9 protein-coding genes and 1 tRNA gene are annotated in these 7,230 nt (G+C 45.2%); 5 read left to right on the top strand and 5 right to left on the bottom strand.

Annotated elements, in window-relative coordinates; translation table 11 throughout:
• A partial coding sequence (locus QT974_RS14735) for a hypothetical protein (RefSeq protein ID WP_333469214.1) occupies positions 1 to 243 on the top strand: 243 nt, incomplete at its 5' end.
• A gap of 7 nt (positions 244 to 250) precedes the next feature.
• Here the strand turns inward: QT974_RS14735 and QT974_RS14730 are convergent.
• Positions 251 to 323 (bottom strand) — tRNA-Ile (locus tag QT974_RS14730).
• A gap of 56 nt (positions 324 to 379) precedes the next feature.
• Here QT974_RS14730 and QT974_RS14725 point away from each other — a divergent pair.
• The 3 genes from QT974_RS14725 (at position 380) to QT974_RS14715 (ending at position 2,778) form a co-directional block, all read left to right on the top strand.
• Positions 380 to 502: a hypothetical protein gene (locus QT974_RS14725; protein ID WP_333469213.1), complete on the top strand. Its 123-nt coding sequence runs from the start codon at positions 380 to 382 to the stop codon at positions 500 to 502.
• 11 nt (positions 503 to 513) lie between these two features.
• Positions 514 to 1,206, top strand: coding sequence for a hypothetical protein (locus tag QT974_RS14720; RefSeq protein WP_333469212.1), 693 nt, complete (start codon positions 514 to 516; stop codon positions 1,204 to 1,206).
• Positions 1,207 to 1,275: 69 nt separating this feature from the next.
• Positions 1,276 to 2,778 (top strand): hemolysin family protein, encoded by a 1,503-nt coding sequence (locus tag QT974_RS14715; protein ID WP_333469211.1) that lies wholly within the window; start codon positions 1,276 to 1,278, stop codon positions 2,776 to 2,778.
• A 7-nt stretch (positions 2,779 to 2,785) separates the two neighbouring features.
• Here the strand turns inward: QT974_RS14715 and QT974_RS14710 are convergent, their stop codons facing one another.
• Together QT974_RS14710 and QT974_RS14705 are read right to left on the bottom strand one after the other, a co-directional pair.
• Positions 2,786 to 3,034, bottom strand: coding sequence for a hypothetical protein (locus tag QT974_RS14710; RefSeq protein WP_333469210.1), 249 nt, complete (start codon positions 3,032 to 3,034; stop codon positions 2,786 to 2,788).
• Positions 3,035 to 3,400 (bottom strand): hypothetical protein, encoded by a 366-nt coding sequence (locus QT974_RS14705; RefSeq protein ID WP_333469209.1) that lies wholly within the window; start codon positions 3,398 to 3,400, stop codon positions 3,035 to 3,037. It lies immediately after the preceding gene.
• A 164-nt stretch (positions 3,401 to 3,564) separates the two neighbouring features.
• On the opposite strand from QT974_RS14705, the gene QT974_RS14700 reads away from it, so the two are divergent.
• Positions 3,565 to 3,894 carry a tetratricopeptide repeat protein gene (locus tag QT974_RS14700; RefSeq protein WP_333469208.1) on the top strand — a complete coding sequence of 110 codons (330 nt, stop codon included), beginning with the start codon at positions 3,565 to 3,567 and terminating at the stop codon, positions 3,892 to 3,894.
• 338 nt (positions 3,895 to 4,232) lie between these two features.
• Here the strand turns inward: QT974_RS14700 and QT974_RS14695 are convergent, their stop codons facing one another.
• Positions 4,233 to 5,234, bottom strand: coding sequence for a hypothetical protein (locus QT974_RS14695; protein WP_333469207.1), 1,002 nt, complete (start codon positions 5,232 to 5,234; stop codon positions 4,233 to 4,235).
• An 852-nt stretch (positions 5,235 to 6,086) separates the two neighbouring features.
• On the bottom strand, positions 6,087 to 6,761 hold the full coding sequence (queC, locus tag QT974_RS14690) for a 7-cyano-7-deazaguanine synthase QueC (RefSeq protein ID WP_333469206.1): 675 nt from the start codon (positions 6,759 to 6,761) through the stop codon (positions 6,087 to 6,089).
• Positions 6,762 to 7,230: the final 469 nt, after the last annotated feature.

The raw sequence follows: 7,230 nt of genomic DNA, 5'->3' as shown, positions 1-7,230 counted from the left end.
AGATTTTATGTCCAAATGCTACGCCCTTCTAGGATTTTTGCACTCTTGTCTAATCTCTCGAAAGAGTCGATCGAATATCTAGTTTGTCTCGATCGCGCGATCGACCTCAGAAACCCGGTTTCTAGGTATATTTCTGGTTACTCAACCAAAAAAATCCTAGAAACCCGGTTTCTAGCCTCCCATGCGTCCGTGACGGAATCTCGAAAGCAGCGGGGTTTTGGGCCCGCCAAGCATTGTGATTGAGTTAAAATCGGCAGTGCAGGAGTTGAACCTGCCTGGGGCGAATTATGAGTTCGCTGCCTAAACCGCTCGGCCAACTGCCGTTAGATCGATTTTTCCGATCCAACTAGAAACTAATTATAACATAATTTCCCAGTCCGTGCTAGAACTAGAGAACAAAAATCAAAATCTTTGGATCTGTGAAATTCCCGATCGCCTAAAACGCCTCTGTGCGGGAGGTCGATCGACCGAAATTAGCAGTTTCTACTCAGACTCGGCATAAACTTATAGGCAATGGCAGTGAATTCGACGGTAGTGCTGACTCTAATTCTGCTGGCTCTGATGTTTGGAGCAGGCGTGACGAGTTCTGTTTGGGGATTTACTATAGGCCGCGAAGCCTTAAAAGGAACGACTCAACCCGATGTTCGCCCCAGCAACAACGCTCGCAGCGGCAAGCAGGGAAATGTGGCGAGCAAAGAGCAAGTGAGCATTTTGAAAGAAAAAGACATTCTCAAAACCGTCAAAGCGCGGGTAGAAGGTCGCGATCCCGAGAAAACCACAGCTCAAGCAAATACTAAAACAGACAAAGCAAGCTCAAAACCAGCGTCCGCGAAAAAAGCGGCTGCATCAAATGCCACAGCCAAGTTTCCCCTCAACAGTCGCGACGGGGGAGTCACACTGGAAGTGAGCGCAGCGAGTCAGCGCAGCAACTCGATGCTGCTAGACGTGAGCATGAAAAACGAAGGCTCCCAAGCTGTGAGATTTCTCTACAGTTTCTTAAACGTCACTGACAATCAAGGCCGAGCCTTGAGCGCCACAGCCGAGGATTTGCCGGCAGAACTGCCGCCCAACGGGCAGGTGTTTTACGGTACGGTAAGTATTCCCACAGCTTTGCTAGAAAATGCCAAAGAAGTTTCCTTGACCCTGACAGATTATCCAGGTCAAAAACTACAATTGCAAATATCTGGCATTCCAGTGGCGAAGTAAGAAAATCAGGAGACCAAACCTCCAGACGGATTCTCATGTTCGATCGAGAAAGTTGTTCTAGGAAGCATTGTGTCACTTTTAGGGGCGAGAGTGCAGGAGATAGCTGATTTACCCGCGATGACTTGGACAGAGGTGCTGTCGCGGTTGCTGTCAGTGCTGCTGCTGATTGCAATCAATGCTTTCTTTGTGGCCGCTGAGTTTTCGATGGTGACGGTACGCCGATCGCGCATCAATCAGTTAGTAGATGGCGGCGATGTTCCGGCTATAACTGTTCAATCTTTGATCAAAAGTATCGAGCGCTTGCTCTCGACCATGCAGTTGGGGATCACTCTATCTAGTTTAGCTCTCGGCTGGATTGGAGAAGATACGATCGCCGTGCTAGTCAGAATGTCGATCGGCTATTTGCCGCTGCCAATTTACATCAAAGAGTCGATCGCCCACTCTTTGGGCATATCAATAGTAACCTTTTTCCTGCTAGCTTACCTGCAAATCGTCCTCGGGGAACTTTTCCCCAAATCTGTAGCCTTACTGTATTCCGAACAGCTAGCCAGAAGTTTAGGGCCTCCGAGTTTATTGATTTCCCGTTTGTTCAATCCCTTTGTGTCGTTTCTCAATCAATCGACTCGATCGCTCTTGCGACTTGCGGGTATCGAATACGACCTCAGACATCGGCCGGTTACTCCCGAAGAACTGCAATTAATTATAGCTACTTCCAGCGAATCAAGCGGCTTGCAAGCAGAAGAGCGAGAATTGCTCAACAACGTGTTTGAATTTGGCGAAGTTTGGGTAGAAGAAGTAATGGTACCCAGGCCGAGCATTGTCGCACTTCCGAAGACAGCCACCTTTCAAAATTTGCTCGACGAAATGGCGATTTCCAACCATTCCCGCTATCCCGTAACCGGAGATTCTCTAGACGACATTATCGGGATTATTGGCTTCAAGCAACTGGCGAAACCCTTAGCTGAAGGTTTGCTATCTCCCGACACAGAAATTGTAACTTGGATGCGTCCGGTGAGATTTGTACCCGAGATGATGCTGCTGGGGGAATTACTGCCTTTGATGCAGAGTTCGTCAGAAGAAATTGCGATCGTAGTCGATGAATTTGGCGGCATTTCCGGGTTGGTGACGCTGCGGGATTTGATCGCCGAAATTATCGGCCGCACTTACCAGTCGCCCGACAGTAAAGAGATTGCTGTGCAAGTATTGGACGATCGCACTTTTTTAGTGCAAGCGCAGTTAAATGTCGATGATGTGAATCAAATATTGAATTTGGACTTGCAGGTGACAGACGAATACCAAACAATCGGAGGTTTTTTGAGCTATCAATTGCAAAGAATGCCGGCTGTTGGGGAAGTTTGGCGCGGCGAAAATGAGGAACTTACGGTGGTTTCGGCGATCGGGCCGCGGTTGGATCAAATTCAAATTCAGTTGCTGGAGGGGGCTGTGGAGGATTCCCTTGGGGATAGCTTCGCGGCGAGTGATTTGGGTGAAGTTCCAGCGCCTGGTGGGGAAGTTGGGGGAAAAGGGCGATCGAATGGCGGTTTGAGAGGTGCGGCAAAGTTTTCTAGCTAAGCATATTTTAGCTAATGCCGATATAATCTACTCGCTCAAAGTCGCTGCGTACTAAATCATCTAACGTCGGGGCTTTGGGGCGTAAATTAAGGCGAACGCCAGCCCTCACATTTTCGTAATATACGTAGGGAATATAGATATCTTGCTCCTCCATAAAAGCGTCAGTAAAGCGAAAGGCACTGTCAATGTCCTCAGCTTTAACCTCACGAAAGTTAGAGAGGAATAGGACATTTATTTCTTCCTCAAAGTACAGCATCTATGCAAATGCACCTCCGTCGTAACAGTTATAACCAATATAACCGCAAGTATCGCTGCATTTGTAGTAGATGGCGTGAGTGGATGGGAAGCTGGAAAGGGCGATCGCATCTCCTTCTCCAAACACAAGGGAAGCAGGCCTATAAGTCAGTTTTTCAACGATCGTCCAAGGATGTCCTCGGAACTGAAATACAATATAGCTTTCGGTAGTAATTTCGATTTCGCGATCGTATATACCTCGTTCCCAAACATCCGCACGTCTCGCCCTACTAAATTTTGGGGCCACTGACTCAATAGAAGCGCGAACGAGAAGTAGATTTTGGTTTCTGTCAATTGTTTCAATACCCCGGCGCTCTTCAATAGACATATGTTTTAGCTTTGGAAAAACGATCGATCGCTACTCTACCTCTTTTTCAAATTGTAGCGAATGCTCAGGAAGAACCAGGGTGCTTTATACTTGATTCATCAGGTAAAGTGAATAGACTCGATTCTTTATGCAAGCGTGATGAACAGCAGAAATTAAAAAATGCCATGAAAGCTCAAGAACTTTATCAACAAGGGTTCGACATCGGTCGCAGAAGGTTGTACAAGGAATCAGTTGAAGCTTTTACTCAAGCAATTAATCTCAATCCTGGCTTTGCAGAAGCGCATATTGTTCGCGCTGATGCTCAAACTTTATTAGGCAACCTACAGGGTGCAGTAGAAGATTTTCAGAAAGCTATAGATATCTACAGGGCTAGAGGACAATCGCAAATAGCTGATATGCTTTTAGTCCCATTGAATTCGCTGCAAAATGAAATTAAGTTTAACCAGGAAAACAACGGTCAACCGGAAGTTGAGAATGAGCCGAAAGCTAAATAAGACAATATTTGAGCAAACAAACTCAACCTCAATTTTTGTAGCAAGATTTTTTTGAATTTGTATTATAGCCTTTCTCAAAAAGATGAGGTATGACTGACAGCTTATATAACCACTAAATTAAGATGGCTCGCATCCCAACAACGTCCGCGAACTTTTTTGATGACCGCTATATGTAGGGATTTTGATGGGGAGGGCGATCGCAAATATGTCGATCGGCTTTTAGTCTGATTAAATGCAAAACGAAATTCAAAATAAACAGGACAATAACTAATGTTGGAGGAACAAGCTAAAGTCCTTTAATATCAAGCTTTGTGCTGTTTGTAAGAGTTTTTGCGGTATCAAGCATTCGGAAAAACTTCCGCTGAAAACATACGGCGCAGAATCTCATAGAAGGGTTCACAATACTGCGCTTGTTCGGGTGACAGACAAGCCGCAATCTCCTTGCGCAGTAGGTGAGTCATCTGGCTGACGAGTTCCCAACTGACATTCAGTCGCGGGTAAATCATCACGCACAGCGGAAACAGTTCGGTTTCTAGGGCGTGCAAATTGCCTTCTAGCAGACAAACCCACATATAAACCTGAAACATTTCGACATCGCGGATGCTGGATGTACGGATGCGTTCAGTGTTCAGCAGCCCAGAATAACAGCGATAGCGCGGGTAAAGTTGATTCACTCGATCGACTACCCGTTCAGCAATATCGGTCATCTTCGACATCAGCAGGCGAACAGATTGCACCGCAACTGAATTCGGTGGATGCTTTGCAGCCGCTTGATATGCGCGTTGCAGGGGCATATACAGATGGTCGTCTAGGATTTTGACATAGTTACCAAAGTTCTCCTGCTCTCCCTCTGGGAGCAAGTCCATCAACTGCATTCCAGTGTAGTGATATTGCATAGCCACAAACCCAATCACCCGGGGGTCAATTGCTGTTACCTGCTTTCGGACTTGGCCGAGAACCGGGCTCACCTGCGTGACTATACGATTGGGCGGCAGTTGCTGAGCGTAGGCTTCGATCGCAAACTTATAGACTTGATGAATTCCACCAGAAATATACCAGGGATCGATCAGATTGGTATCTATACCGTGTTCAACTAGCGTTTCTGCCAATAGGTAATCAGTTTTCGTCCATGATTTTGCGCTCACAGAACGCAGCGATGTCAACATTTCGTTTGCCATGTTGATACGCCGTCGTTCCACAAATTTATCCTCACCCACAGCTCCAGGGGTACCACCTTTCATCTGTTGTAAATACTTTTGGGCGAAGGAAACAGATAAATCTACCGAAGGTGACAGGGGATTAAATGATGTGGAGCCGAGCAAAGAGGGATTAGTAGTCATGGATTTAGTATTGATTCTGTAAAGGTTAGATGCTATATGTAAAATTTAGACGCTGATGGTTTTTTTGAATCATACTTTCATTTTTTGAGAGACACAATTGTGCGAATATTGGAGGAGATTTAATCTAGGATTTGGTAGCGTATGATTGCGATTATAGCGATCGATCTTGTTTTTCAAAGCACTCTATCCTAAGTATAATCTCCTAAAGACCTAATAGCCAATCGTATAAATACTGATAAATACAATCAATTTCGCACCACCCATTGGCGAGTCAATACCGTACTTTTCAGTAACCTTTCAAATTAAATAGCTAGCTGGCTCGGGCGCAGCACCTATCTACCACGCTCCTAAGGCAAAAGAACCGCAATAGTCTTTGGAATTTACCTAGTTATTTTGTGGCAATACCGACCACAGCAACCGTTACCGTTCAAAATTCGCTTCAAATTGCCTGACTCGATAAATAGGGCGCCAGACTTGCTTTTCTAATCGGCATCCAAGGTTATCAAGCGTGGTAAATGCAAATTGCATAAAAGCAGACAACCGCTATCTTACTTAAGATTTTTTAAAGTTTCAACCAAGGAAAATTACTCTTACAGCTTAGTTTCAAAATCAAGATGCTGAAACTTGAGGAGACTGGTGCTTTCCGGCGCGGCTAAAATCAATCGGTTCACCCTTCTAGCACCATATTTTCGGACGCTGCTAGGAGCAACGTCCCATTAATGGTTTCGAGAAACATGATTGTTAAAATGAGGTGGACACCAGCTTAAGAATGAAAATTCAATAACTTACAATTTGATGATTCTTCTGGCCCATCTCACAAACTTGTGTAAATTATTTAATTCGCGATCCTTATTAAGCGTAAGGTACCGGATCTTTAAACCCCAATTCTTCAAAAGCAGTCAACCGCAGCCGACAAGAATCGCAAACGCCGCACGCTGTTTCGCCGCCTGCATAACAAGACCAAGTTTGCTTCCAAGGCACTCCTAATTTGTTGCCCAATTGAATAATTTCGGTTTTTTTTAGTTCAATTAAAGGTGTTACAATATTAATAGCTTCTCCTTCCCTTCCCTGCTTGGTTCCTAAGCGAAAGACTTCCTGCATGGCTTGGATGTAATCGAGGCGGCAGTCGGGATAGCCGGAATAATCTAAAGCGTTGACGCCGATGTAAATCCGCTGAGCTCCTAGGGTTTCGGCGTAGGCGAGGGCAAAGCTGAGAAAAATCGTATTTCTAGCTGGAACGTAGGTAATGGGGATGTTTTGCGACATTTCTGTCAGGTTGCGATCGATCGGCAATTCCATCTTATCGTCCGTCAATGCCGAACCGCCCCACAGCGTCAGGTCAAAGTTTACCACCTGATGCGCCTTAACCTGTGCTGAAAGTGCGATCGCCCGTGCTGATTCCAACTCCCGTCGGTGCCTTTGCTGGTAGTCAAAGGATATCGCGTAACACTCGCAGCCGTCGGCTTTGGCTTGATACAAAACTGTTGAGGAATCCAGCCCTCCCGACAGTAAAATAACTGCTTTCACTTAAAATATCCTCGATGAAATTAGCTTTTATATTTATATCAAATCCGTTGTCATTTGGCAATGACAGGAGTTATACAAAACATTTAAATGTAGGGTGCACATTGCGCACCTTACTTTTGATATTTAAATTCCTGACAGTGTAGGGTGCACAACGCGCACCTGCACACCTTACTTTTGATATTTAAATTCCTGACAGTGTAGGATGCGCAATGCGCACCTTACTTTTGATATTTAAATTCCTGACAGTGTAGGGTGCGCAATGCGCACCTTACTTTTGATATTTAAATTCCTGACAAATCGTCTAGTGTAGGGTGCGCAACGCGCACCTTACTTTTGACATTTAAATTCCTGACACTGTAGGGTGCGCAATGCGCACCTTACTTTTGATATTTAAATTCCTAACAAATCGTCTAGTGTAGGGTGCGCAATGCGCACCTTACTTTTGATATTTAAATTCCTAACAAATCGT

Source organism: Microcoleus sp. BM001215392 (assembly GCF_036700185.1).
Lineage (GTDB): Bacteria > Cyanobacteriota > Cyanobacteriia > Cyanobacteriales > Microcoleaceae > Microcoleus.
This window is presented reverse-complemented; position numbering and strand designations above follow the sequence as displayed.